Below are 24,674 nucleotides of genomic sequence, written 5' to 3'. Positions count from 1 at the left end.
CTCCATCCCTCCACCACTCCAGTTCTTCCCCTCCGGTTACTGCATCTGCACCTTCAATCTGTAAAACATCGTTCGGTTTGCGCTGTTGGGCAACGCGGCATTGGCGCGATACGTGTCGGTGACCGTGCCGTCGCGATTCTCCTTGGAGCCAATCAGAGTCAGATTTGAATCTGCGGCGCTCCAGGAGTGGAGGTCCTGGCTCGATTCGACCGCGAACTTCACGCCGCGCGCAGCCGGTCGGCGACGGAATTCCAGAGTGACGTAGCTGGCCTTGACGCCGTTGACCTCGAATGGCGCGACGGCTGCCGTGGGGCCGAACCGAGAAGCGGGATTCTCCGGATCGGAACCGGTGGCAAATTCAAAAAGATCGCTCAACCCGTCGCCGTCACTGTCTTTCGCCGGATCGCCGACAAAAATGTCCGCGCCGGTCCCAGACTCGCCGGGCGTGCCGCCTGTCCTCACGCTCAGAATCCAACGCGAAGGATCCGCGGGATTTGGGTTCGTGGCCGGTTCCTTCAGCACGAGGCTCAGGGTGTCGCCGTCACTCAGCGGCGGCCACGGGGTGTTGTTGTCATACTGGAATTCCTTGATCATGCTGCCGTCCGCTGCCTGGATCGCGATGGTTTCACCGGCGTTGTCCAGGCGGCCCCGAAACTGGCCCGCGATTCTTGAGCCGGGAACTTGCGGGTAGCGAATCGAGAAAGCCCGCCTGTCCGCGACCAGCACGACGGATTCCCCGGGCTTCAAGAGTCTGGCGGACACGGGAGCGAAGGCAAAATCGAAATCCACGCCGTTGACCAGCTTCACCCCGGAGAGATCGATCGCGTGTTTCGCGATGTTGCGCAGTTCGAGGAATTCAAATTGCCCGGCATCGACCAGCCCCGCGGCCGTTTCCGCAGCCGTAGGCAGCGCGGGACGATACATGATTTCTGAAACGACCAGATTCGCGGCGCTCGCCGGCGCGGCGTTGAAGAAGAACGTCGCCGTGGCCAGCGGCGTCCATTGCCTCTGGAAGTAAAGCCGGGTGTTCACGGTGACGGAAGATTGAAGGCTGATCGGTCCGGAGTATTTGAGAGCCGCGCTGCTGATGTCGCCGCCGGGAAGCCTCGGATCGGAACTGTCCAACGTGTAATAGAGGTCGCCTTCCGGATACTGATTGGTGAGTTGAACGCGGCGATAGGGCTCGATGGCAAGTTGGACGGGCGCGGAGATCGGGCCGCCGTCGTGGCTGAACACGGGCGGGCGATACACAACTCTCCCGGCGCGCAAACTCTGTTCGTCCAGCCATTCCAGGCGCGGCACGATCCAGTTTTTCAAATAATCCACCTCCGCTTGCCAGGTTCGAATCTTGGTTTCGCCGGCGGGGTTAGGCCAGTCGCGCGTGCCCAGGCGCGGCCATTTTCGGAAATGGCGCGCGACGGGATTCTGGATCTCCGCCGGGGCGCGATTGCTCACGGCGCCCGTGTAATCGTCGAGGAGCGTCGCCATGTGCCCGTCAATCGTGGCTAAAACATTCTGGGTGGCAAAGATCGTTCGGCGCATTTGCCAATATCGATCCCAGTGCGCCAGTTTGTAATCGGGATCGGCGTGGAGCCGCGGATACCAGAGTTGCCCGGCGCCGTTGGCGTTGTCGTAAAGCCAGCCCGTGGCGCGGTCGCCGGTCGCGTAATCCGCGTTGCCGAGCGAAATGTTGAAATCCCACAACGGCCCGGCCCGCAGCCGGCCGGCGCGATCTTTGTGGAAGTAGGTGCTGAACACGTAGCCATCGACCTGTTTGGAAATCTCGAGCAACCACTGCGCATCGATGAAAGTGTCCGGGTCAATGTATGCGCGGTAGCCGTTGGTGGGGTTGCGGAAGTTCGCGCCGTTGAGCGCCGTCTCAAACGAGTTGATGTTAGTGCGCAGGTAAAGAAGCTGAGTCGAGTTCAAACGATCCGGATCGAAGCTCTGCAGCGGAATCGCGAATCGCGAAGTCGTCCAGTTGCTCTTCAACGCGTCATCCTTGTCTTTGCGAAAGATGTAGCCACCCGTGATCAATTCGGGATCGACGGTCTTGTCATTGAGGTTCTCGATCGGCACGCGGTCCTTGCCGCGTTTGAGTTTTTCCGTGAGGAGGTAAATGCCCCGGTAGCTGGTGTAGCCGACGCGTCCCGCCACGGGCCGAACTTGATTGAAGAACAGCTCGACGAACCGGCTGCGCACCGAGGTGCCGTCTTCACCGCGCAGCGCGATCATCCAATCGAAGACCAGTTTGTTCCGCATCAGGGTCTTCTCGCTCCAGGGGCCGATCAACGCCCAATCCGATTCCGCGGGCATGCCGAGCAAACTGGCGTCGCGGTCTCTGGCCGCTTCGTCCCACAATTCCAGTGAATAGCTGCGCTGGTCGAAGCCGGCCGAACTTTCCCCGCGCACGTGGACTCCCGCAGGCCCGGCATATTCAGGCGGCGTGGTCAGGCTGGCCCGTCCGGTCTTGGGGTCGCGCTGAATCACGACGGCGTAGCTGGGACGAAACGGCCGGGAGCCGCCGGTGGAGCCATCGATGTTGACGCCGAAACTGTCCACAAAAATCAGCGGCAGATTCGAATCGAAAACTTTTCCCGTGCCGGCGTAGTTTGCCAGCGAAGCATCCATCGGGACGAACGTGCGGCTGCTCGCCCGACCGGGCAGGTGGCCCGGCGCATAGACGCGCGCTTTGACGGTCGTGAATTGCGTGATGGACAGCGAATTGGTGAGGAGCAACGAGGCCGGTCCCGGCTCCGTCCGGTCCAGCGTGTAACGAATTTCTGCGCCGGGCACACTGGGGGCCGACAGACTCAGCGTCACGGGCTCGCTCACGAACCCGCCCGCATGCGAGAATTCCGGTTCCGGACTGAGGGACGCCGGCGCGGGAACCATTGTGTTCACGGTGCCGGGAGACGCAGGATACATGTAGCCGCGTTTGCGTTCGGTTCCTTTTTCCCCATAGGCCACATTTTTCTCCTGCGGGCCGTATTCAAACGCGCTGGCAATCGTCTTTCCATCAGGCCGCACCAGCGCGAGGTAACCGCCGCTCCTGGCCAGGTTGAAACCCGCGTGCAAAAAGCTCGTCGCGGAGAGTTGGCGACTGCGCCCCGACGCGAAGACGACTTGATAATTGTAAGGAGTCATTGTCAGGGCCGGGATTTTCCATTTCGTCAGATTGGCTTTGGAATCGGTGAGATACCATCCGGCCAAATCCACCGAGGCCGCTGAGCCGTTCATCAGTTCGATCCAGCCTGGCTTGTCCGCAAATTCGTCTTCGAACTCGCTGTTGTTGGCGACGAATTCCGAAATGATCGGCCCGCCGGTGTCGATGACGGGAACCGCGAGGGTCGTGGCCCGAAGATCGTCTATGCTCACATGCATGCCGGTCGTCGTGGTCCGCGCGGTGAAAGCGAACTGATCCCCCACGCCCGGCGTGAAGCCCGGCGTCGGCAAGTCTGTGCAAACCGGCCGGCTTTCAAAGCTCAGATCCAAGCCGGCCGAATCCCAGTGGATCACGACCGCGCGGCTGGACGGACTGAATAGGAACGACCTTTGGACATTGGTGATGCTCACCCCGCCGATGAACACTTCAATCGAAGGCGGATCGTTGGCGGCGTCGAGCGTGTCAAAGGCAATGGTCAAACCGCCTGGCAACGGCGCGAACCCGCCTTCGCCTGTGCCGTTGTCCTTCGGGATGCGCCCGAAGTTGATCGACCAACCTTCGCCCGACGCTGCGCCCGTCGGCGTGTCCATGATCACATTGAACTTGAGGTCGAAACTTTTGATGACGTTGCCAGGATCCAGGTCTGGGAGTTTGAAGGAGCCGATGGCATGGGGCGCGTTTCGCTCGGCCAGCCGAAGCGCTTTTCCATAGACACCGGCCACTGGAGCTCCCGAACCTGCTGGTTGATCTGAGCCGATTAGCGTGCCATCAGCGAGATCGACGGTCGCGTCTGTGAACTCGAAGATTTGATTGGAATTGCCGGGCGGGTAGCTGGCGGCCAGGACGAAGGGCGCAGCAGCGAGCCAGGCCGCTGCCCAGAGAACAAGACGAGCATGGTGCATAAGACGTCTCAGGTTTGGATGTTGTGTGCTGCGAGGGAGGATAGGGATTGCTCGCCTGGAGCGAAAGAGAATTGCGGCTGCCGCGCGTAATCCGCACCGCTGAGTCAAGAATCTGGCGAAAGGAGCGCGGGCAGCCTGCCGGCCGGCTTTCTTCGAGATCTTCAGGCAGCCCGCGCGGGCAAGCTGCTCGCGCTCCTTCTTGAATCAGCCGCGCGTAATCCGCTGGCGTGCCCTCGATTGCTCGTTTCCCTCAGCTCAGAGCGTGTTTTGAGAATGACCGCTGTTCGTAGCAGCCGAGGTAACGAGGCCGAATTCTCAGGCAAATCGGAAAAGCGGGTCTTACGTCAGCGCCACGTTTTTCAGAAACAAGCACTCAGAAGCTCTCCCTCCGGGAGATCGAAGGAAACTTGCGCGTCGGGAAGCGTGGGGAAGCAAATCCTGGCACCGGAAGCCTGGTCCAGTTAAGTTTCCTCTTCAAGATCCACCATGAAACAAGGAAAGCCATGAAAACGATCCCTCGCAGACAATTCCTTAAAACTTCCCTGGGCAGCGCCGCAGCCATATCGGTCGCATCGCGAGTTGCCGGAGCCGAATCCGTTTCCAAAGCGCCCGCCAGCGAGCGCTTGCAAGTTGGCTGCATCGGCGTCGGCGGCCGGGCCGGATATCTCATGCAAACTTTCGCCGGACTTCGGAACGCCGACGTCGCGACCATCTGCGACATCGATTCACGGCGGCTGGCCGGCGCCGTGTTGAGTGTGGAAAAGGCGCAAGGGACGAAACCGAAAACGGAGACCGACTTCCGCAAGCTGGTTGAGGACTCCAAGCTCGACGCCCTCGTCGTGGGCACGCCGGATCATTGGCACGCGATCCCGACCATCCTGGGCTGCATCGCGGGCAAGGACGTTTATGTCGAGAAACCCGACGGGCACAACATGGAGGAGGGCTTGCGCATGATCGACGCAGCCCGAAGGCACAAACGCATCATTCAACTCGGAACCCAATCGCGCACGAGCGAGCATTTCCGATCCGCGATGGCGTACATCCGCAGCGGCAAACTGGGCCGCTGTCTCGTCGCGAAAGGCTGGGAGAGCGCCAAACAAGGTTCCATTGGACGCCCGCCCGACAGCGAACCGCCGCCCGGCGTGGATTACGACACCTGGCTGGGTCCGGCGCCGAAGCGGCCTTTCAACGTGCGCCGGTTCCATGGCAACTGGCGCTGGTTTTTTGACTACGGCACGGGCGACCTGGGAAACGACGGCGTGCACCGGCTCGACATCGCGCGCTGGGCGTTGAGCACGGCCACCGAAGCGCTCGGCGAACCGCCGCTGGGTTTGCCCACCGCGATCTGCGCCAGCGGCGGCAAATGGTATTTCGACGACATGCAAGAATGGCCGGACACCTTGCAGGTCACTTACGAATACGCCGGGAACCCCGGCAAGATTCTCACTTACGAAATGCGGGTTTGGTCGCCTTACGACTATTACGGGAATGAAGAAGGCGCCGTGCTCTACGGCGACCAGGGGTACATCGTGATCGGGAACAGCAGTTGGCAGGCGTTCGATCCCCAGCACAAAGTGGTCGCGCGCGGCTCCGGCGATAACAGCGGCATCACGCACATCCAGAATTTCGTCGATTGCGTTAAGAGCCGAAAAAAACCCAACGCCGATCTCGAAACCGTCGGGCACATTTCTTCCGTGCTGTGTCATGCGGGAAACATTTCCTGGCGGGTGGGAAGAAAGATTTTCCTCGACCCGAAAACCGAGCGATTCATCAACGACGACGAAGCGAACAAGCTGCGGACCCGCCCGGAATACCGCAAGCCATGGGTGCTGCCGGAGGTGGTTTGACGTCAATTCTGCACGACTTTGTCAATGGCCCTGGTCGCTGGGGCGCGATTAAGAGTGTCGGTCAGCAACTCGGATTGACTTCCCTCTCTCCGCGCGAGGAAGGGCTTCTTAGCCGTGACTATGCAATTCGACGCCGCGTTCCCCCTCACCCCAGCCCTCTCCTCCCTGCATCTCGGTTTCAGCCCCGCCTCGACGAGTTGCGGCACGATTACATCGGGGCGCTCCACGCACCGTCTAGCCAGACGCGACGCCGTCGAAGTTTGATAGGCATCGCCCGCCGAGTCGTCCGGCTCTTACCTTACTTTCGGGACAGAAGAATCGAGCATGAGATCCAGAGACGTGCCGCCTAACCAGATTCAGACGGCCATCAAGGAAGGCATTCTCAGGAAAACTTGACGGTAGGGCGAGCCTGTCCCCAGCGAGCCGAGTCGGACGTGTTCCACGTACGTTGGAGCGGCTCGCCGGGACGGACTCGCCGTACCTGGTTCATGGGCCGTGTGCATGATAATCAGGCCAAGGCGGCTTCCATGAACTGGGTAGGGACGGATTCCACTCGATTCCACTCTGTCCCTGACGAATCCTTGAGACGTCTCTTGAAGGGAGAGACGGACCAAGGAAAAACCTGAAGGCCCCGTTGGGTCCATCGTCTCTTCCTGAGTGGCGATCTGCCTCAAGGCTTGATTTGGGACGGAGTGGAATCCGTCCCTACCACGCCAATTTCCGGCAGACCAAGGCGTTATCGCTGCCGGGCCCGGAAGAAGCGTTGCGGAAAAGTCCGCGCCCGGTCGTCAAAGAAATTGAACGTCCCGCTCGTATTCACCCCCGACGCGACTTCGGTCCACTGGCTGAGATCGGTCGAGGCTTCGATCGTGAATGATGCGCTAGGCGCGCTGGTCAAGGTCAGCGGGAAACGCCCGTCCGGGAGCAACGGACCGCCGCTCAGTTTGAGCGACGCGGCGGCCGCGGCGAGATTCACAGACAAGGTCGCCGGCTGGCTGACGACGGCGCCGAACTCATTTTTGATTTCGACCACGTAACCCCCGGCCTGAGTCGCCAACGCATTGTTCAGAATCAACACGGCATTTGTCGCGCCCGTGACGGGCTTGTCGTTGAATCGCCACTGATAAGTCAGCGGCTCCGTGCCGCGCGCCGCGACGCCGAGCATGGCCTGAGCGCCCTGGGTGACAGTCAAGTTCTGCGGCTGCGCAAAGATCGCCGGCGGCGCGTTGGTTTCGGCGACGATGCGGTAGTTGTCGAACACCAGGGCGTTGTCGCCGGGCGTGTTATCGGTCAGCCAGGCGGCATCGATGAATCCGAGTTGCAGCGCCGCGCCATAGGTCGTGATGGGCCGGTCCGTCACGAGCACTTCCTGATCGAGAAATGCGCTCCAGGTGTTGTTTCGGAAATCCATCGAGATCGCGAGTCGATACACGCGGTTGTTGTCAAAACTCACGCCGGTGATGCGCGTCCCTTCGCCGTCATTCAACTCGTAACTCACGAGTGAGCCGAAGTTGTCGAAGTCGAGCGAGAACAAGCGCTGGCCGTCCGGGTTAAAAACGGCGAAATCGAAAAAGTCGCTCTCGCCGTTGGTGGATTCGGTGATCAGAAGCGCCGTGGAGAATTCCACGACGGGCAGTGTGTTGGTGATGGGTTTCCAGACGGAGGTGCGCGCGGTTTGCCCGGCCACAATCCCGCCGACTTGCGCTTGCTGCCCGGCGCCGAAAAGAGGATTCACGACGATGGCCTGCCCGCCCGTGCCGGATTTGTTCCAGCCTTGCTGGCCCGCCAGCGGTTGCTGCGCCTGGTAACCTTCGCCGGCTTCAAACCCGGTTGAATAGACCACTCTCGGTTCGGCGGCGGGGACCAGCCTCAAGATTACACTTCCACTCTCGCCGTTGAAGCCGTCCACGGCGAAATGGTAAGTCGTTCCCGCCTTGGCCTGGAATTTCACCTTGCTCGTGGCAGCGCCGTCCGCGTCGTCGTTGCCCGCGGCAACCACGAGGTTCGTCAGGCTGCCGCCCGTATAGACCGCGAGGATGGTGTCGAAGCTACTGCCGGCGGCGCCGAGAATCCAGGCGCCGTTCTCCGGAGCAGTCCAGCGATACCAAACCGACCGGCCGCCCGTGTCTCCGGCGTGATCCGGCTCATCGGGTTCTTTGCTCGCCGAGGTGGTTCGGCCCGCGGTCACCCAGGCGTTTCCGGTCAGCATCTTCGCGTCAGAAAATAGATCGTTGTCCGGCGCGTCGGAATTGCTGACCACGAAATAAGCCGAACTCAGCGCAGCCCCGCGCGGCGTCGTCACGCGGATCGGGCCAGTCGTGGCATTGTCGGGCACTTTGGCAACAATGCGCGTGGGCGATTCGACAACCGCGGCGGCGCTTCGAATTCCGTTGAAGTCCACCACGCTGTTGGTGGCGAAATTCTCGCCGGCAATCGTGACGTTGGAGCCGGTGTCGCCACGAGTCGGGGTAAAACTCTGAATCTTCGGCGTGTCTCCGGAAAACGTCCAGTTGAGCACGACTTTTCCGAAGCCGGTCGCGTAACCATCCACCGCGACATGATACAGCGTGCCCGCCACGGCATCGAACGCCAGCGAACTCGTGGTGGCGCCCTGCGCGTCGTCGTTGCTCGCGATCACGGCGAGGTTGGTGAGCGCAGCGCCGGTGTACACCGCCAGGACGGTGTCGAAGGCGGCGCCGCGCGTGTCGAAAGTCCATCGCCCGCTCGTGGGCGCGGTCCAGCGGTACCAGAGCGATTTCACGGCGCTCAGGCTGGCGTGTCTGGGTTCGCCCAGTTCAAAGCTGGCGCCGGTGTTGTCGCCTGAAATCGTTCCCGAAGTTCCCGTCAGCAGAAGGCCATTGGCGAAATGATCGTTGCTCACCGGCAGTGTCACCGTGAAGAGGGTCGTGCTCGACGCGACGCCAAGGGCCGTGGTCACGCTGAGCGGCCCGGAGCTTGCGCTGGCGGGGACGCGCACGGTGATTCGGTTGGGCGAATCAACGGTAAAATCCGGTGCGGCCGCGGTGTTGAACTTTACTTCGGTGGCGCCCGTAAAGTTCGCGCCCAGCACAATCACGACGCTCCCCACGGGGCCGCTGTTCGGACTAAGATTGTCAATGTTCGGCCGGGCAATCGCGCTCGCCCAGGATAAGGTGATTTCGCCGGAGGTGTCGCGGAAACCGGAAACCACAATTTGATAAACCGCGCCCAGAACAGCCGCGAAGGAAACGCTGCTCGTGCCCGTGCCGGAGTCGGCGTCATCGTTCGATGCGACGGGCGTCAATCGCGCGACGCTCGTGCCGGTGTAAACCGCCAGCATCGTGTCGATCTTGCTGCCGGCGGTGTGAAAGTTCCACGTGCCGCTGGCGGGCGCGATCCACCGATACCAGATCGTCCGGCCGCCCAGAGATTGCGCGTCTTCGGGCAAATGGTCCGGTTCCCCAGTTTCCTTGGTCCCGCCGACGTTGCTGCCCACGACGCTTCCGGAAGTGCCGGCAATCGTTTGCGCATTGATGAAGAGATCGTTCGAGGGCGGAGGGAAAACCACGAAGGCCAGATCGTTCGTCGCGGTTCCGCCCGGCGTCGTCACCGTAATCTGGCCGCTGGTCGCGCCGACCGGGACTCGCGCGGTAATCTGCCTCGCGGAATCCACCGTGAAGGTCGGATCCACAATCCCGTTGAACTGAACCAGCGAAGCGTCGGTGAGGTTCGCGCCGATGAGGGTGATCGCTCCGCCGATAAACTGGCTCTTCGGGCTGAAGTCCGAAAGGATCGGCGTGGGGACGATGCCGAAGCTTTCGGGGCTGCGCGCCGTGCCGTTGGGCGCGATCACTTCGATGAAGCCGCTGGTGGCGCCCGGCGGGACGGTCGCTGTGATTTGAGTGGCGGACTGCACGCTCATCTGGAGTGCGCGGAGTCCGTTGAAGCGAACTTCCGTCGCGACATTCAAGTTCGCGCCCGTGATCGTGATCGTCATGCCGACTCCGCCATTGGCCGGTGTCACCCGCGAGATGGCCGGTTCCAAAGTCACCGTGAAACTTGCGGCGCTCGTCGCCACACCGCTGGGTGTCGTGACGGTAATGCGGCCCGTCGTGGCGGACGCCGGGACGGTCGCGGTGATTTGGGTCGGGGAATCGACTTTGAAAGCGGCGGCATTCACCTCATTGAATTTCACGCCGGTGGCTCCGGTGAGATTGGCTCCGGTGATCACGACGGTGCTGTTGGGTCCGCCGCGATCCGGCGCGAAGCCCGCAATGGCCGGCGTAGGAAGCACCGTGAAATTCTCCGTCGTCGTGGCCGCGCCATCCACGGTCGTGACGCGGATTGGGCCGGTCAAAGCGCCCAGCGGAACGATGGCGGTCACACGGCTTGAGGAATGGACGGTGAAGGCCGTAGCGTTGACGCCATTGAAGGCGACGGCCGTCGTTTCGGTCAGCTTCGCTCCGATGATCGTCACGATGGCTCCGGCGCCGCCGGTCGCGGGACTGAAGGAGGTGATCGAAGGCGGCACGCCGGATGGTTCGAGGATGAAGCGCCCCCACCACGTGGCCCAGGAGTTGGTCCGCGTGCCGGCGTATTGCTGAAGCGTCCACAGGTCCAGGTCGTTGATGGGATCGACGACGGTGCTGCTGTAGTCCCCCCAGCGGTTGCGTGTGCCGGACACGGTTTTCACATACGCGGATTCGCCGTTTTTCAACACCGTGTCCGCGCGCAGAGTATTTGCCGGGTCGGTGGCCGCGCGGAACGAGTAATTGGCGCTCACGTACTGCGTGTCGGAAAACCGCGAATATCCGATCAACAGGTCGTTGTTCTTGTTCACGGCGAGACTGGGGTAAGCGTAGAAGTTTCTGCCGGTGGCGTCGTCCATGCGCCCGAACTGCCGGACATCGCCTGCCAGATCCAGTTCCCACCATTGCACGGAACTGCGCGTGGGCGCCTCGGTCGGCAAGAACACGTTGTGCGCGACCCAGAGCGAACCATTCCTCAGAACCACGCTGCCGGGCATCCGATGATCGCCGTTGTGAATCTTCTTCTCGGTGCCGAGTTGCGGCGCGAAATCCTGCGGATTGGGAAATGCGGCCCAGGTGTTCGTCGTGGCGGGGAAGGCGATTCCGGCCTCATAAACTTCCGCTCCCAGCTCGCCACCAAGCGTGCTGAGGCGAAGGAATCCTTTCCCCGAAGAATTCCCGTTCACGGTGTTGATGAAATACATGGTCGAATGGCTGTGATCGTAATCCACCGAAGGCGCCAGAACGGGCGCGGATTTGTCGTCGAACGTCGTGGCCGAAATCGGTGCGGCGCCGCCGGAGTAAAGCCTGGTTTTGTCAAACACGTTTACGCGGGAGAGCCCGAATTTATTGGTGCCAACCGTGTAGAGTGACGCCGTGACCGCCAGCCACTTGGCGTTAAGCCCAACGATTGGAAAGTCCGCCCAGTGCACTTTGGACGAGTCGCCCGGCACAGCCCGGCCGAACCAATTCCCGGTGGGATCGCTGGTCTCGGACACGGCGACCAAAAGAAGTGAATTGGTCTTCTGGCTGTTCGCGCCCGTAACCAGAACCCAGCGTTCGGCCGCCGAGTCGTAGAGCACGCGCGGGTCAAAAGTATTGACCACGCCGTCCACGAGATTGGTCCAGAAGCGGAAGAGCGTCACGGTGCTCAACGCTTCGCCCGTCCGCGTCTGGATTCGCACCTGAGAATTGAGCGCGACCAGCAAGTGGTTCGGGCCCACCGCGCCTTGCGTGTCGGGCGGGATCGCGCGGTCGTTGTCCTCCAGCCCCAGGAACCCGGCTTTCGGGGCAGGCGGAGGGAGGTTCGCGGGCGCCACGTTTTTCCGGACCAGACGCGGCACGCCCGGAACGACAGCGGACAAACCGGCGCTTTCCGGCGTGGCCTCCGAGATCAAATTGAAGGGGGGCACGGAAATCGGTTGGTAGATCGGCGGCAATGATTTCTCTGCCTCGGCCATAGCTTGGAAGCTCTTAACCCGGCCAGGAATCGCGGGGACTTGCTGGCGCGGAAAAGTGGTGTTGCTTTGCGCAGCGAGATCAAAACCGCTGGCGAGGAAAAGGAGCGCAAGAAGCGGGAACCCGACCGAAAGCGTGCCGTTGGGCCACCGCGGCTTGTTCCTAATCTTAATCCTAATCCTACTCCTGATCCTGTTGGAGAGATTATGATTAGGATTACGAGTAGGATTAGGAGAAGGAGAAGCGGCAGCTCGCGGCGCCGGGCGTGATTGAATTCTCATGTGTCGTGTGGTCTTGAAAGCGTTTGGCACATTCGGCTTTGTCCACCGATAGGATCACGCTGGGGCATCGGGGTTCGGCTCACCGGCGAGGATCTGCCTGCTGTGCGAGGGCAGTCTAAATCTCGCCGGAAGCCTGAAAAGGAAATTCGCAGAACGGAGCAAGCCCCAGAAACCCCCAGGACTTCCTGCTTGTTTCACCACGGGGAGATTGCTACTCTGGCACAGACCTAAAACAGCAACCCTGAAATTCAGTCTATAAAAAGCGCTCCGCCTGTTTCCACAAAGAGCCCGTCAGCGAACGTCCAATGCGTTCGCCATCCCAACGCGTTCCCCCTCGATGCGTTTACGATGATCGAGCTTTTGGTGGTGATCGCGATCATCGCGATTCTCGCCGGGATGCTGCTGCCCTCGCTGGCCAAAGCCAAAGACAAGGCCAAGGTGATCCATTGCGTGAATAATCTCAAACAGATGGGCATCGCTCATCGCATGTATGCGGACGATGACCCGAAAGGCACGTTGTCTGGCACGCCCACGGACGGCAGTGACGACTTGACCTGGATGGTCCCAGACTGCATTCAATCGGCCCAGTCTCGTTCCGTGTTTGTCTGTCCGTCCACGGACAATTTCATTGGCACGAACGTATCGATGGTGAGCGGACGCCAGATTTTCACGGATTTGACCTACCAGGCGCCGTACAAAAGGGCGCGCAGCGCGAACACCAAGAATTCCGATTTGCGCGGCGTCAGCTACGAGCCGAATGCCTTCATGAACTGGGTCATCCGGAAAACGGACACCACGGTTCAGGGATACGTTCACAAGAGCACCGCCTTCGGCCTCAAAGGCCAGGTCTTCGGCCCATCGGATATTCATCTGATCTTCGATGGAGACCGCCAGGGCACCGGCGCGATCAACAATTATCCCGACAAGAACGACAACCACGGCGCGGCGGGAGTGAACTTCCTCATGTGCGACTCCAGTGTGAAGTGGGTCAAGGGCGGCACCAATTACCTGCGCGCTTACGAGATTTCGCAGGACGAAAACCGCTCGACGCCGTAATCGGCCCTTGAAACACGCGCTCTGTGACATCGGCAAATTTATCCGGGAATTTGGAAAGCTTCAAAAACAGTGGCGCAGATGCCCCAATAACAAAGTGCCACTCGGTTGCCTTCAATTGGCCGACTGGGAACTCGCTTTCCGAAGCAACTCCGGCTGTACGCCAATTATCAAGGTCAGCGACTTTGACAAAGCGGCAGACAGGCTGTGGCGCTTTGTTGAGAAAGAGCAAACAAGTGTAGGTGCCTGAATCTGGCCAGAAAGCAAATTGCAAATTGGATCAAATCTCAAGCTGCTTTCGCAGTTCGTTTCGGACCAGAGGTGCGATTCAAAGCCTCCGCTGTGTTCAGACGCTGATTCCGAACACAATCGCCCCACTTCAGGATATGGGCAATTTCTACTGCCGGATTCGATAGAACTTCATCCGCTTGGCGGAATCGACATTTTCTGTGAAGGTGGTTTTCGCGCCACCGCTGGGCAAACCGGCGCGGAGGACGCTCCAGGTCTTCAAATCTTCCGAAACCTCGACCGTGTAACTGGCGCCGGGTGACGAACTCCACGCGAACGTAATTTGTTTCCTGGCGGCGTCGAGAGTCGTGGATTCGAATCTCACTCCCGCAGGCGCCCCCGCAGGCACGAACACCGCGCCGTCCGGTTGCCGCGAATTCGCCGGGATGCGCGTGTCCACGGTGAACCACGTGATGGAGCCGTCGCGACCATCGGTGCGATTGTTGATGCCTTGCGGCGAAAGCGTGACATCGACGATGTCGCCAGGGGTCAGATTGGCGTAAACGCGCCGGACTGGATTTGTCCCGTTCGGCCCGTCGATCGTGATGGAGTCAAGCAGCTTGCCATTCACATACAAGGCGCCCGAGACACCGTCCCCACCCAGATTCGTTTTCCGAACCTGCCAGTTGATCGCGGCGGGTGTGACTTTGCTCAGTTCGGTGGAAACCCAACGGCGCACCGTCCAGTGTTCTTCGTTCGGGAAACTGTTTTCGCCATTGGGGTGCGTGTCCTGCGCGCCTTGAGAAGTCCAAGGACCGGAGCCGCCGATATTCAAATTCCACGCGGCCCCATTCCATTGCTGAGCGTCGCCATCCCAGGTTCCCTGGCCGGGGCCGCCCTTGTAAGCAATGAAATCGACCGTGGGATTGTAATTCGTGGCGCCGCCGTCGGCCGTGAAATTCCGGTAGCCATTGAACCACCCATTTGTTCCCTGAACCCCTGAGAATTCCGTAATCGAATTGGCAATGAGGTAGAGCAGCACATTGTCCGCCTTGTTATTCGGGTCGGTGCCCTCGGTGACTTCATCCGAATCCGAGAAACCGTCGCCGTCGGTGTCGAGTTTGTTGGGATCGGAGGTCGGCTTGCCGAGTACCTCGTCTTTGTCGCTGCGCCCGTCGCCGTCGGTATCGGTCTTTTTCGGGCTGCTGCCGGTGTCGGTCACGCTGACAAATTTGCCGGTCGCGGTCTCCACGACGTCGTTGAGGCCGTCGCCGTCGGTATCCGCCAGGGTGGGGTTGCTGTCTCGGGCGAACTCATCCGGATCCTTCAAGCCGTCGTTGTCGGCGTCTCCTGTGCGGGAGAGTTTGGTCAGGTCATTTGCAAAATAGACTTTCTCCCAGGCGTCCGGAATGCCGTCCCCGTCGGTATCGCCCGCGCCGGCCGGGATAAAGACCGTTCCGTCCGGCTGCAACGGTGTGGCAGGAACCACCGGATCGATCAGGAGCCAGTTCGCGCTGCCATCCTGGCCGTCATTGTCCTGGCCGTTTGCGCCGGTCGGTCGGAGCACGAGATCGACAATGTCGCCTGGAGAAAGATTCGCGTAATAAGCCCGGATGACCCCGACGCCATCGGTGCCGGCGAGCACGGCCTTGTCCACTTCTTTGCCATTGATATGGAGCGCGCCCGTCACGCCATTGCCGCTGGTGCCGAGATTGGTTTTGCGGACGTGCCAGACCAACGCGTAAGGCGTGGTCTTCGTGACTTTGTTCGCCACCCATCGGCGAACCGTCCAGTGGACCTGGCCGCTGTTACTGCCGTTGGGGTGGGTGGTTTCCCTGCCGATCTCGTCCCAGGGCCCGGCTGCGGCGGTGTTCAAATCCCATTGCGCGCCGACAAATTCCTCCGGCTTGAACGGCACGAAGGCCGTCTGGGGATCGTAATCCTTGTTGCCTTGTTTATCCGCCGTCACGTTGCGGTATCCGTAAAACCAATCGTTCTCGCCTTGCACGCCGGAGAATTCGTCCCGCGATTTGACGATAGCGGTTGTCTCCGGATTATCGTTGCCATCCTTGGGATTGTGGCCGGCGGCCGCTTCAAAACCGTCCAGGAAATTATCGCCATCGGTGTCTCGGACAAATGGATCGGTCGTCGGCGCAACCTTGATTTCGTCGCCGTCGCTCCGGCCATCTCCATCGGTGTCTTTCTTGAACGGATCGGTGCCCGTGTCTGTGGCGCTGACGAATTTGCCGGTGTTGGTTTCCACGCCATCTGCCAGGCCGTCTCCGTCCGTGTCCGATTTGGTGGGATCTGAGCCCAAGAGCATTTCCGCCAGTTCGGTCAGACCGTCGGCGTCGGCGTCGCCTGTGGCCTTCAACTTGGCGAGGTCGCCCGGCGCATACAAATTCTCCCAGGCATCGGGGAGTTGGTCGGCGTCCGTGTCAGGCGCGAGTTCAATTCGCATGGTGGTGATGGAACCGTCGGAACCGTCGCCGCGGCCTCCATCTGGCCCGGCGGGCGTCAGCACAAGGTCGATCAGGTCGGTCGGTTTGATGCTGACATAATTCGTGCGCGTGACGCCGCGTCCGTCGTTGCCCAGGATGGAGACGGCCACCAGCCTTTTTCCATTGATCCAGATGCCGCCGGTGACGCCGTTGCCGCCGCCGGTGTTTTCCTTGCGCACGGTCCAGACGATCGCCACCAGACTCTCGCCCGTGAGTTCCGTGGCTTCCCAACGCCGGATGGCCCAATGTTCTTCGTTCGGCGGGCTGTTGATTCCGTTCGGATGGACGCTCGACGGCCCCTGGAACGTCCAGGGCCCCGCGGAAGCCGTGTTCAAATCCCACGCCGTGCCGGTCCACATCTGGCCCGCGCCGTCCCACGGCCCCTGGCCCGCGCCGCCGGCGTAGGGAATGAAATCGGCCTTCCGATCGTAATTCTCGGTTTCCGCGGTCGCGGTGTAATTCCGGTATCCATTCGACCAACCGTTTTGTCCTTGATTGCCGGAGAACTCAGTGTTGGACGTCGCGATGACCTGGGACTGAACCGCGACTGGCGCCAGGGAAAGCGCTGAAGTTCCGAGTGCGAACGTGAGGAGCCAAGACGAAGAACGAATCGTTTTCATAGGAAGTTGTTGCAGGCCGTAGATTTTGGCCCCGGCCAGCGATGACGCAAGCGCATTTTTCGGCTTCGCGCACAGCCAGTGCATCCACGAGTTTATCAGTGATCCGTCGACGTAGCGCAGAGTTGCACTCTGCCGTATCGCAGATTTGAAATCTGAGGCACGGCGGCTAATCCGGTGCGGTCGGGTGAGTTTGTCGCGCAGCCGAGTGCAAGTCGGCGATACGGCAGATTTCAAACCTGCGCTACGAGAATTCTGTCCAGATCTCGCCGCGATCACTTCGGCTTCAATTTGGCGGCGGGATTCCTGGCTTGCTCCTGATTCTGATGCTCCACGTCGGGCCGCAAACACCGGAACAACGTCGGCCGCGCGTCGCGCGGGAAGCGAACGCGGCCCATGTTATTGTTGTCCGTGACCAGCCAGATGGAATCGCGATCGACCGCCAGGCCCTCCATCACGCCCGTCGGGAAGCGTTTCGAGTAGATGTATTCCGGGTCATCCTCGACGCCGCGGAAATCATATTCGGCCAGGACACGATGCGTCGCCGGGTCCACCTGGAGCACGCAACGGCTTTCGCGCAGCAAGACCCAGAGCGCGCCGTCGAACCAGGACAAGTCCGAGTAATCCACGTCGCGGGCTTTGCTGCCGCGCGGCTGCACCATGAAATCGTCCATGACCTTCCACGATTTCAAATCGACGACAATGATCCGTCCGCGCGCCCGCTCGTTGGCCACGTAGAGGTGGCCGCCGCCGATCGCGATGCCTTCGAAGGAAGCGTTCCTGTCGATGGTGTGAAAATACTTGCGCACCGGTTCCCAGTCGATCTTCAGCCGCTCCAGAGTTTTCGCTTTGAGATCAGCCCGCAGAATCCAGCGGTTGCCTTCTTCGCAAACGTAGATTCGGCCTTCGGCATCTTCCGCGATTCCTTCGCAGTCGTAAGGACCGATCCTCTGATTCTGGAAGGAGGCAAGCTGCGGCTGGGTAAACAAGCCCGGCAAAAGTTCCAGGTCTAGCGAATGCCAGCCTTTGCAAAACTGAATCCGGTACAACCCGACGGCGGAGTTATCGACCGTCAACAATTGGCCGTCGTGGGTCCAGAGCAGCCCGGACGCTTCGAACGGTTTGCCGCCCGGCACGTTCAACTGCCAGGCCCGGTCAATCTTGAGCGTGTAACGCGGCCAGGCCTGCGTGGAGGTGACGCCCGGGAGCGGGCCTGTTTCTCGATCCGGTTTGGGAAGAGCGCTGGCCTGGGCCAACGTCGCGTTCAAAGGAGCGTCGAGGCACATCAACCATGGAACCAACAAATGGGTCAGGAGTGATCCAACCATGGGCCAACCCTAACAGAAGCGCCGGCTCAAGTATAGAAACCAAGCGCATCCCTGAACCACGGATAAAATTCGAGAACCACAAATGGACACGAATAAACACTAATGAGAACGTCAGCCAGATGGCATTAGCGACATCCTCGACAAGATGGCAACAATCCGGAACCAATATTCCGCTCGTACAACGCCTCAACGGGCCGCTCCAGGTCCAGGTTCAGGGAAAACCTCTTTGAGAATGGCCTCGGCGCGCTCGCGTGCCATGGTTCGGTGGAACATTTGCAGTTTGTTACGCAACACCTCCAGCGTTGCCGTCACCATCCTCGCCGTCTCTGCATCACCCAGGATCGGATGCGCTGCCACAATGGCGCACAACTGGCCCATAAACATCAACCCTTCCACGCGCTTGCGATGCTCGGCCAGTCTTTCCATGTCGGGGTCGTCCACCAACAAGTATTCCTCCTCCCAGCGGTTCAGCTTGTTGACGCTTCGGCTCCACTCTCCGGCATTCGCCGGGAAGTCGCTGACGAATCGTTCCAGGAGGCTTGGAGGATTGTCGATGTCAACCGTGGTCGTGAAACTGTCCACGCCATGAAATTGCCAGAATCCAGCCCTCCACGCAAACGTCGCGCTTGGGTGGGAACGTATCGACCGTAGCGGCGGCCCCGCTTTTCCGCAGGCGGATTGTCCAAAGTGGCGTGGCGCTTCGCTTCCCACCACAGTCCAAAATGATTCGGTTGCAGCGTTGCCGCGCCGCGCTCTCTGTGGCTGAACTGCTTTTCAGGTCTTATTCCGTCGGCTTGCGCGGCAGCTTTTCGTCCATCGTCGAGGCGTGATACAGAAACGCGGCCATGATGGTCGCGGCTTGTTTTATGTCGTCGGCCTGGATGCGGTCGAAGACATCCTGGTTGGAGTGATGCGTGCGTGTGGGGTACTCGACCGGATCCTGGATGAACTGGAAACCTGGAAGGCCGACCTCGTCGAAGGAAAGATGATCGGTGCCGCTGGTGTTGTTCAGGGTCAGCGTCTCGGCGCCCAGGTCGTTGAACGGTTGAAGCCAGCGCCGAAAAAGCGGGCGCACGGTTTCGTTGCCTTGCAGATAAACGCCGCGAATTTTCCCGGTGCCATTGTCCAGGTTGAAATAGGCGGAGAACTTTTCGTAATTGGAATGCCGCACAAGCTGGCGCGTCGAGCGCGAACTGCCCGGCGCCGGCTGACTCGCTGAATTGCCGTCGCTCTGTTCGCCGGAAGAACCGGACTCGCTACGGCTGGTGACGTTCGTGTAATACCCGAATTGCTGAGCCACGTAAGCCTTCGATCCCAGCAGGCCTTGCTCTTCACCGGTCCAAAGCGCGATCCGGACGGTGCGCCGCGGTTCCAACTTCAGCGCCTGAAGAATGCGCACCGCTTCCATCGTCGCAGCGACCCCAGCGCCATTGTCGGTGGCTCCGGTGCCGGAGTGCCACGAGTCCAGGTGCGCGCCGATCATGACGAGTTCGTCTTTGAGATCGCTGCCTGAAATTTCCGCCACGGTGTTGTAAGCCATGAAATCGTCCTCGTGGAATTTCGCTTTCAGTTCGACAGCCATTTTCAATTTCTCGCCTTGCTGGATCATTCGGACCAGGCGGTTGTAATCTTCGACCGCCAGGGTGATCTGTGCCGGAATCGGCGTGGCATTGGTCAACCACGGCGAGGGACGCTGAGCGCCAAAACCGCCTCGGCCTGACCCGCTCGGCATGGATGCCTGGGCGATGAAAAACGTTCCGCCGTCGCCGTTGGAACTTGGACTCACCGCCAGCGCCGCTTCTTCTTGCTGGATGAAAGACAGCACACGCCCCTGGAAACCAAACTGGCCTCCAGTCGGAACCGCGGCGGGGCGCTCCGCCAGGGTCGCTTCCAGTTCCTGAGGTTGCCCGTCGCGCAGAAATTTGACTTTGAGCTTCTCACCTGTTTTCCGAGCGCGAATCTCAGCAACAAGCTGGTCGTAGTTCTGAATCGCCTTGCCGCTGACCGCGGTCACCAGATCGCCGGTCATGATCCCTGCCTTTGCGGCCGGACCGTTCTCCACCACCTCCGTGAGCCGCACGCCGCCTTCCGCATCCGAGCCCAGGATGCCGAGATAAGCGCCGCCGCTACCGGCGCCGCCTCGGCGCCCGGTGACAGGCGGTGACGACGGAGGCGTGGCACCGCGCCGCCCGCCGCCGGAACCCGATCCCGCAGAGTTCGCCATCCGGAGCAGGTTGGTTTCCGAAATGCGGACAGCCAGCGGCTCGAAGCGCGCGCGGACCTCGCGCGGCGGACTCGTGAGCACAATGGCGCCCTTCAACTTGCCTTTGTACTTTTCCAGATCGGATTCGGTCCGGGCGTCGAGAAAGACGACTTCGGCGGTGATCGGTTCTTTGAATCCAGGCGTCCACGCTTTCGGGGCGCCGATCAATGGGAAAGCGTAGGGCTCGACGATCTGCGCGGAAAAGCGTTCGAGCGACCAACCACGCCCGAAAGGCCCCCAGGCTTCGAGTTTCGCGTTGCTCAATCCCCAGGACACCAGTTTGTCGCGCGTCCATTCATTGGCTCGTTTCAGGTTCGGCGATCCCGTGAGGCGCGGCCCAATCACATCCGTCAGGTAGCTCAAGGTCTGCATGACCTGGGAGCGATTCAGGCCTTCGTCGCGGATGCGAGCGATGGGATCGTTCGTCCGCGATGCCGAGGCGGCGGCGGCGGTGCGATTGGACGACGGCGTCTCCGACGGGCGCGCCCCGGGCGGTGTCGATTGCGGTTCGCGGCCGCGGCGGATTTCCTCCACCGCTTGCTGGAGCGATCGGATTTGTTTTTCGATCTCGGTGAGTTTATCCGGCGGCGCTTGGGCAAAGGCGCTGGAGAGAATGACAAAAGCGCTCAGGGCCAATGTTAACGAGACGGCAAACCGCGTTCGGGCAACAGTCTTGGTTTTCATAATCGATGGGTCATCTGACGCTACTTCATCGGGCATTCCAGCACGCCGGGCAATCTTTTCTTCGCCTGCGCCATCGAACCGGTGCATCCAACACACCGGGAACGATTGGCTCGACCTTGCGCCAATCCCTTGCCAGACCCAGCACAACCGGAGCGTAAAACGTTAAACGTAAAACGTCATGCGGAACTGACCACTGACCACTGACCACTGGCAACTGACAACTGATCACTGGCAACTGGCAACTGACAACTGGCAACTGACAACTGGCAACTGACAACTGGCAACTGACAATCTGATCGCTGCTTGACGTATGAAGATAAATCGAAAGGCATCCGTTGACCCAAGGCGAATTCCCTGCCGAGCCGTCTCCATGCGCGTAACCGTCTGCTGCCTGCTGTTCGCCGCGGAGACAACGTTCGGTCAGACCGATCCGGTGACGTTTGAAACCTACCTCCGCAAGAGCGTCGTCGATAAGAAGACGCTCGATGTCTTTCTGGACCCCAAGCAGCTTTCCTGGGCCAAGTTCGATCCGATCACCGGTTATCGACTCGGCAATTACATGCCCAGGGATGGAATCAACCGGAGTTCGACGATTTCGACATCGCGGTCCAACGGCGCGCGAACCGCGCACGCCTACGTGGACAAGCCTTGCCGGATCAACACTTACGGCGACAGCTTCACCCAGTGCCATCAGGTCAACGACAGCGAAACGTGGCAGGAATATTTGGCCGGACATCTGGGCGAACCGATCCGGAACTTCGGGATGGGCGGCTTCGGCGCGTATCAAGCGTACCGCCGGATGATTCGCGAGGAACAAACGCACCTCGGCGCCAGGTATGTAATTTTCTACATCTGGGGCGACGATCACGTGCGAAGCCTCCTGCGCTGCCGTCACGCCGCGATTTATCCGTGGTGGAACGACGATGGCGGCCGCGCGTTCCACAATAATTTCTGGGCCAACATCGAGATGAACCTCCGGACCGGCCGGCTTGAGGAGCACGAGAACCGGCTGCCCACACCCGAATCCGTGTACAAAATGACCGATCCGGATTGGACCGTGCAGGCGCTGAAGGACGACCTGGCGCTGAACCTCATGATGTATGCTCGCGGCAACGTGAGCGATCTCGATCTGGAAGGCGCCCGCAAACTGGCGGCGCACCTCGGCTTCGACACCGCGGCGCTGAAAGACGCGCAGCCTTCACGCACGCTCATCCAGCAACTGCTCGACCGCTACAGCTTTGCCGCCACCAAGGTCATCTTGACGAAGGCCAAAGATTTTGCCGGCCGGCACGGAAAGAAACTGCTCATCGTGCTCTTCGATCCCTCGCGCGTCATGCGGCCGCTGGTGGACGGCAAGCCGCGTTACGACCAGGAGATCGTCGATTTCTTGAATGAACGCCAGTTCCGTTACTTCGACATGAATCTGGTTCACGTGGAGGATTTCAAGAACTTCAAGATTCCTTTCGACCAGTACGCCCGCCGCTACTTCATCGGCCATTACAGCCCGGCGGGAAATCATTTCTTCGCTTACGCCATCAAAGACACCGTGATCGATTGGCTCGACCCGAAACCGATCACCTACCAGAATCAAGACGACCGCTGGATCACGTTCGAGGGTTATCTGGAGAAATGAGCCGGTTGACATGAGCAAACGACTGACCCGCCCCGGCGTTCGCGCAGGTTACGATCTCTGGTCTGCGAGCTACGATCAGACGCCGAACCCTTTGGTCGCCCTGGATCGACGGCACACGATGGCACTCCTTCAACCGCATCCGGGGGAGCGTATCCTGGATGCAGGCTGTGGCACGGGCGGCCATTTCGATTTCATGTTGGGCCACGGAAGCAAACCGGTCGGGTTGGACTTTTCTCGCGAGATGCTTCGGCTGGCGCAGCGGAAACATCCCGGAATTCCGTTGGTCCAAGCCGATCTGAACGATCAACTCCCCTTCCGAACACACGCCTTTGACGCGGCTTTATGCGCCTTGGTGGGTGAACACTTGATCGGATTGAGCACGCTGTTCCGCGGGCTGGCCGCTTCGCTGGCTCGGAGCGGACGTCTCGTGTTCTCGGTGTTCCATCCCGCAATGGCCGCGGCGGGAACGGAAGCCAACTTCGAACGGGGTGGTGTGGAATATCGGCTGGGAGCGGAGCGGCACACCGTGGACGACTATCTCGACCTGATCGACGAGGCCGGACTTGACCTCGTCAATGTCCGCGAGTTCTGCGGCGACCCAAAACTCGTGGAGGAGATTCCCTCCGCTTCGAAATACCTGGGACGCCCGCTGCTCTTGACGGTCGAGGCGCGCAAAGCGAGCAACCGCTGACCACTGAGACCCCTGATGACCGTTATCAGTGACTGGCCACCGGCCACTGACAACTGACCACTGCTCTCGTCACTTCCCGAACCACGGCTTGGCTAGCGGGTCCGTGGTGAGGAAGCGGAGCAACTGTTCCGCAACCTTCTGCCGCCCCGAATTGCTCGGATGCACGCCGTCCCCGGCGAAATCCGCGCGCTCCCAAACGAGATCGTCGAGTTTGCGCCCTTTCAGTCCATCCGCCCAGAGATACGGCCCCCAAAGCAGCAAGGGCGCTTTGGTGAGCGAGAGTTCCGGGTCGCCTTTGATCTGGCGCTGAATGAGCCAGCGGGCGGGAAAGGCGCTTTCGTAGGCATACGGCTCAGGGTTCAAGGGTCCGGTGGCGTTCCCGGCGTAAATACGGCTGCCGAGATAAGCGAGGCGGAGATTCGGGAACTGCGCCTTCGCGTTGTGCAGCACCGCCAGCGTGTCGCGTTCGAGTTTGCGCCCATGTTCCTGGAGCGAACCGGTCGGAGCTTTGTTGGCCAGTTTGATCCACGCGACCTGGACTTGCCGCGGCGAAACTCTCGCCGCCGCCAGCCGCCGCCGCGCTTCTTCCCACGGACGGCCTTCCGCCGGCACCCATTCCGCCATCGCTTGCCCGCCTTGCGCGCAATCCACGATGGTGACCTTGGGCGACTTCAGGGGCGATTGGTCGGCCACTTGTTTGAAGCGCGAAAACTCCTGGGTCGCGTTCGACATGCTGATGGACACGAAACCAATGACGCCGTTTTCGTCCGGCTCGCCTTCGGCATTGAGCGGACGAATCTTGGCCAATTCTGCCTCGGCCGCTTTGCGGTGCGGCTCCGGGGGAGTGTTGCGTCCGCCGCCGTAAAGGCCGCCCTCTTCGCCCTCGTAACGGTCGGTCGCGCTCATGTCCGCGAGCGGCGTGAGATGTTCGGGCGCCGGGCGTTGATTTGCGGTTCGAGCGCCGCCTGCGCCGCGCGCGCCGGCATTGCGGGCCGCCATCGCGCGCTTGAGGTACGCGTCTTCCTCGGGAGTGAGTTTATCTCCGCGCTGATTGCGCTGGAAGAGCGCGCGAGCTTTGTCCCAATCGATGTCGGCGGCAGCGCCCGTCGTGGCGTTTGGAGTCCCCGCTTGTTTCCGCCGCTCGGCGCGGGTGCGTTCGAGGTAAGCGGTTTCCTCGGCCGTGAGCGCTTCGCCCCGCTGGCGCCGCTGCATCAGCTCGCGGGCCTTGCTCAAGTCCACCGGCTCGACCGCCTGCTGGCTGTGAAGTGACGTGATGCTGAGAAGGAGAAGGCCACTGAGATAGAGAAAGCGTTTCATAGCGTTGCTTGAAGTTAGTGACACAAGAGTAAGCCGGCGGCAGGAAGCTGCAAGCGGCCAGAAAGGCCGACTTAGTGGTCCGTTTCGTAAATACGCTCACGTTCGTTGCGCCCAATTTGGCCTGGGGCAAGGCGCGACGAGCGAGCATCCCCCGCCAGTGGGGCTGTGACCGAGGAGCAACGCAGCCCCAGGCAAAA

The 24,674-nt window shown here is 60.7% G+C and carries 12 protein-coding genes and 1 pseudogene; 5 read left to right on the top strand and 8 right to left on the bottom strand.

Features of this window, described 5'->3' with window-relative positions; all coding sequences use genetic code 11:
* Nucleotides 1-36 precede the first annotated feature (36 nt).
* Entirely contained in the window at nucleotides 37-4,068 is a 4,032-nt protein-coding gene (locus FJ398_02890; GenBank protein MBM3836906.1) for a hypothetical protein, read from the bottom strand.
* A 503-nt stretch (nucleotides 4,069-4,571) separates the two neighbouring features.
* Here FJ398_02890 and FJ398_02885 point away from each other — a divergent pair.
* Nucleotides 4,572-5,915: a Gfo/Idh/MocA family oxidoreductase gene (locus tag FJ398_02885; protein ID MBM3836905.1), complete on the top strand. Its 1,344-nt coding sequence runs from the start codon at nucleotides 4,572-4,574 to the stop codon at nucleotides 5,913-5,915.
* Nucleotides 5,916-6,651: 736 nt separating this feature from the next.
* Here the strand turns inward: FJ398_02885 and FJ398_02880 are convergent.
* On the bottom strand, nucleotides 6,652-12,162 hold the full coding sequence (locus tag FJ398_02880; GenBank protein MBM3836904.1) for a hypothetical protein: 5,511 nt from the start codon (nucleotides 12,160-12,162) through the stop codon (nucleotides 6,652-6,654).
* Between the two features lie 348 nt (nucleotides 12,163-12,510).
* On the opposite strand from FJ398_02880, the gene FJ398_02875 reads away from it, so the two are divergent.
* Nucleotides 12,511-13,218: a type II secretion system protein gene (locus FJ398_02875; GenBank protein MBM3836903.1), complete on the top strand. Its 708-nt coding sequence runs from the start codon at nucleotides 12,511-12,513 to the stop codon at nucleotides 13,216-13,218.
* A gap of 7 nt (nucleotides 13,219-13,225) precedes the next feature.
* Nucleotides 13,226-13,465: a hypothetical protein gene (locus FJ398_02870; GenBank protein MBM3836902.1), complete on the top strand. Its 240-nt coding sequence runs from the start codon at nucleotides 13,226-13,228 to the stop codon at nucleotides 13,463-13,465.
* 147 nt (nucleotides 13,466-13,612) lie between these two features.
* Here the strand turns inward: FJ398_02870 and FJ398_02865 are convergent, their stop codons facing one another.
* From FJ398_02865 to FJ398_02845, 5 genes and pseudogenes are all read right to left on the bottom strand, one after another.
* Nucleotides 13,613-16,564, bottom strand: a complete 2,952-nt coding sequence (locus tag FJ398_02865; protein ID MBM3836901.1) for a hypothetical protein — start codon at nucleotides 16,562-16,564, stop codon at nucleotides 13,613-13,615.
* Nucleotides 16,565-16,836: 272 nt separating this feature from the next.
* Entirely contained in the window at nucleotides 16,837-17,889 is a 1,053-nt protein-coding gene (locus FJ398_02860; GenBank protein MBM3836900.1) for an esterase-like activity of phytase family protein, read from the bottom strand.
* Between the two features lie 186 nt (nucleotides 17,890-18,075).
* Entirely contained in the window at nucleotides 18,076-18,471 is a 396-nt protein-coding gene (locus tag FJ398_02855) for a hypothetical protein (GenBank protein MBM3836899.1), read from the bottom strand.
* Nucleotides 18,472-18,670: 199 nt separating this feature from the next.
* Complete coding sequence (locus FJ398_02850; GenBank protein MBM3836898.1) at nucleotides 18,671-19,621, bottom strand: M20/M25/M40 family metallo-hydrolase; 951 nt, start codon at nucleotides 19,619-19,621, stop codon at nucleotides 18,671-18,673.
* 480 nt (nucleotides 19,622-20,101) lie between these two features.
* Nucleotides 20,102-20,575 (bottom strand): annotated as a pseudogene (locus FJ398_02845) (peptidase M28).
* A 631-nt stretch (nucleotides 20,576-21,206) separates the two neighbouring features.
* Here FJ398_02845 and FJ398_02840 point away from each other — a divergent pair.
* Nucleotides 21,207-22,469 (top strand): hypothetical protein, encoded by a 1,263-nt coding sequence (locus FJ398_02840; GenBank protein MBM3836897.1) that lies wholly within the window; start codon nucleotides 21,207-21,209, stop codon nucleotides 22,467-22,469.
* Nucleotides 22,470-22,479: 10 nt separating this feature from the next.
* A complete protein-coding gene (locus FJ398_02835) occupies nucleotides 22,480-23,160 on the top strand; it encodes a class I SAM-dependent methyltransferase (protein MBM3836896.1) in 681 nt (226 codons plus the stop codon).
* A gap of 69 nt (nucleotides 23,161-23,229) precedes the next feature.
* Here the strand turns inward: FJ398_02835 and FJ398_02830 are convergent, their stop codons facing one another.
* Nucleotides 23,230-24,477 carry a hypothetical protein gene (locus FJ398_02830; protein ID MBM3836895.1) on the bottom strand — a complete coding sequence of 416 codons (1,248 nt, stop codon included), beginning with the start codon at nucleotides 24,475-24,477 and terminating at the stop codon, nucleotides 23,230-23,232.
* Nucleotides 24,478-24,674: the final 197 nt, after the last annotated feature.

It is taken from the genome of Verrucomicrobiota bacterium, from assembly GCA_016871535.1.
Lineage (GTDB): Bacteria > Verrucomicrobiota > Verrucomicrobiia > Limisphaerales > SIBE01 > VHCZ01.
This window is presented reverse-complemented; position numbering and strand designations above follow the sequence as displayed.